Annotated in this window: 1 protein-coding gene; it reads right to left on the bottom strand. The window is 58.3% G+C overall.

Translation table 11 applies throughout. From position 1 onward, the window contains the following. Positions 1-76: 76 nt before the first annotated feature. Positions 77-1,936: a reverse transcriptase domain-containing protein gene (locus tag PU724_RS33615; protein WP_354426058.1), complete on the bottom strand. Its 1,860-nt coding sequence runs from the start codon at positions 1,934-1,936 to the stop codon at positions 77-79. Positions 1,937-2,549 lie beyond the last annotated feature (613 nt).

Raw genomic sequence — 2,549 nt, 5'->3', positions numbered from 1 at the left:
CCGTCGGGTAGGGGCGAGGGTTCCCGATGGGATTGACCTCTACCCCTCCCACGGAACCGGACGTGATAGTTTCCCATCATCCGGCTCCTACGTTTGCATGCATACGATCCAGTCGTGCCTGTAACCGTCCGGCATGGTGTGCAACATGGCAGTCGCGGCAGAGCACAACCCGCTTGCGCGTGCGTGCGGCTTTGACCCGGACCCACAGCGTGGTGCCCTCCATGTCACTCATTTTTCGGACGTGATGCACCTCCACCGGAACGTCTTTCGTTCCACACGCTTGGCATACCCTCGCCTTCAGCCGATCGACAAAGTCGGTTCGGCCAGCAAAGTGGATATGCGTCTGCGTCTGTTGATCAACGTTTCGGGATGCCGACATGGGCTCGACATCTTTGAGGCGGAACATCGGCATGAAGCGCCGCTTTTGGCTGCCTTCATACCATAGGCCGAGGCGATCCCCATTTCGGAGCCTCTCTCCCGTCACCTTGACCGAGCACTTATGCTTGCGGGACAGGGTCTTCATAAAACTCCACCACCAAAGATGGTGAAGCCGTCCGACCTGCTGTTTCCAGAGCGTGCCAAGCTTGTAATACTCGGCCAGCCCCCGCAACATCGCATTGTATCCAGTCAGGATGGCAACGTCAGAGTTGTTGATCACTTCGCATCGAGCCTCGCCACGGTTGGTATGGAGATTTCCGAGGCGATTGCGTTCTGCAAAGCGGGCGAGCTTATCCACCGGCACATGAAGCTGCATCCGGTCTCCGGGCACACGCTTCGTCACAGCACGACTGCGCTGCATGAGACGTTTGGTGCGACCATCGCCGTATGTTTTCAGCTGGTACCCGAGGAACAAGGCTCCCTCGTCAGCTTTCCTGATACCGCTTTTCTCCGCGGACACCTCCAGTTTCAGGGTTTCGGCCAGATACGTTCTGACCTCGGCCATGACACGGCGAGCGTCCTCTTTGCTGCCGATCACGCCGATCACGAAGTCATCGGCGTAGCGACAGTAGCGAAGTCGGCGGTAGTTCGGATCGAACTGATCGACGGACGGCTTTTCGAGCCGTCGCCGCTCCCACTCCCTGATTTCCTCGATCAGCCGGGGAATCTCTTCCTCGTTGCCATTGGCGCGCCGTCGATTGATCATATTGCGTCGGATCTGGATCCGCTTTGAGGCTTCAAGGTAGGCGGCACTGCGTCGCCTTCCTTGCCCTTTGTCGAACCGCGCTTTCATCTCCGCCACGAACAGATCGAGTTCATGGAGGTAAACGTTGGCGAGGATCGGCGAGATCACGCCACCTTGCGGGGCTCCACTGAAAGTCTTGTGGAACTTCCAGTCTTCGAGATAGCCGGCCTTGAGCATCCGTCCGATCAGCTGCAACAATCGATCATCATCGATACGCTTGCGCAGCAAACCGAGCAGTATGTCGTGATCGATGTTGTCGTAGTATCCGACGATATCGACCTCGACCAGCCATTTCATGCCATGCCATGTGCGCCTGATTTCGGTCAGGGCCGTGTGACATGACCGCCCCCGGCGGAAGCCGTACGATTGTTCCGAGAAGACCGGCTCGTAGACATGTTCGAGCAGAATCTTCACGGCCGCCTGCACCAGCTTGTCGTCGGCAGTGGGAATGCCCAACGGGCGTTTCTTCCCGTTGGCTTTGGGGATGTATTGCCTGCGCGCCGGAGAGAAACGATACGATCCATCCAGAACGGACGCCATTACCTCCTGCATCCTTTCAAGCGAGAAGCCATCAAGGGTGTTTTGGGGGTCGACGCCCGGTGTCAGTGCTCCTTTGTTGGGAGCGATCTGCTCATAAGCCCTTTCCCATATGGTCGGAGCCGAAAGCAGCCTGAACAGGCCGTTGATACGCTTTCCCTGACGAGACAGGTCGATGATTGAGTCCAGTCTCTTCTCTACGGTGTGCGGTTGCATCAGCAAACCTCCGTCATGAAGTTGAAAGACCCAGCAAACGCGCCGCCCTTCACCCGTGCAGTGGAGATCCCCCGCCCGGTTGCCCGATCGGTTTCACCCGTGCACGTCCACCCTTGGATGGCTGTCCCGAGCATTACCCCGGGCGTTTGGCTACTATGGCGGCTCCGTCGCCCTACGGGACATCGGAGAGATGCCCGCTTAGGCGATCCCGTGTTTACGCGATCAGTGAGAGACGACGTGGCTAGGTGGCCCGTTCGATCATTGGCCCCTCGACGAGGGGTGAGCCGTGCGACCAAGTTTAGGCGGGTCTTATGGGGTACCCCACCCTTCGCACGGCATGACGCGTCAACCATTGCTGCGTCATGACCCGGAAAAAGTCCCTGATCTGGGCTTCACGCAATCCAGCATTCACCATGCACGTCTTGCCCTGACGTCCCGATAGCCTACAATGGTTTCGGCCCGGATGACGCCTTTTCCCGGCATGCTATTGTCCCCTGCCGGTTTCCCGGTCGCAGCCATTTCTGGCCAAGGTAAGTCGGGTGGGCATCAGGCAGTTCTTGGTTTCCTGAGAAGTCTCCTTCACTCAATTGATCGCGCCGACACGGCGCACCCA

Origin of the sequence: Mesorhizobium abyssinicae (assembly GCF_049887195.1) — a bacterium.
Taxonomy (GTDB): Bacteria; Pseudomonadota; Alphaproteobacteria; order Rhizobiales; family Rhizobiaceae; genus Mesorhizobium; species Mesorhizobium abyssinicae.
Note: the sequence above shows the minus strand (reverse complement) of the source record. Positions and strands in the feature narration are given on the sequence as shown.

Excerpts from the sequence above, each read along its gene's own strand:
- PU724_RS33615 (WP_354426058.1), bottom strand. The coding sequence starts at position 1,936 with ATGCAACCGCACACCGTAGAGAAGAGACTGGACTCAATCATCGACCTG.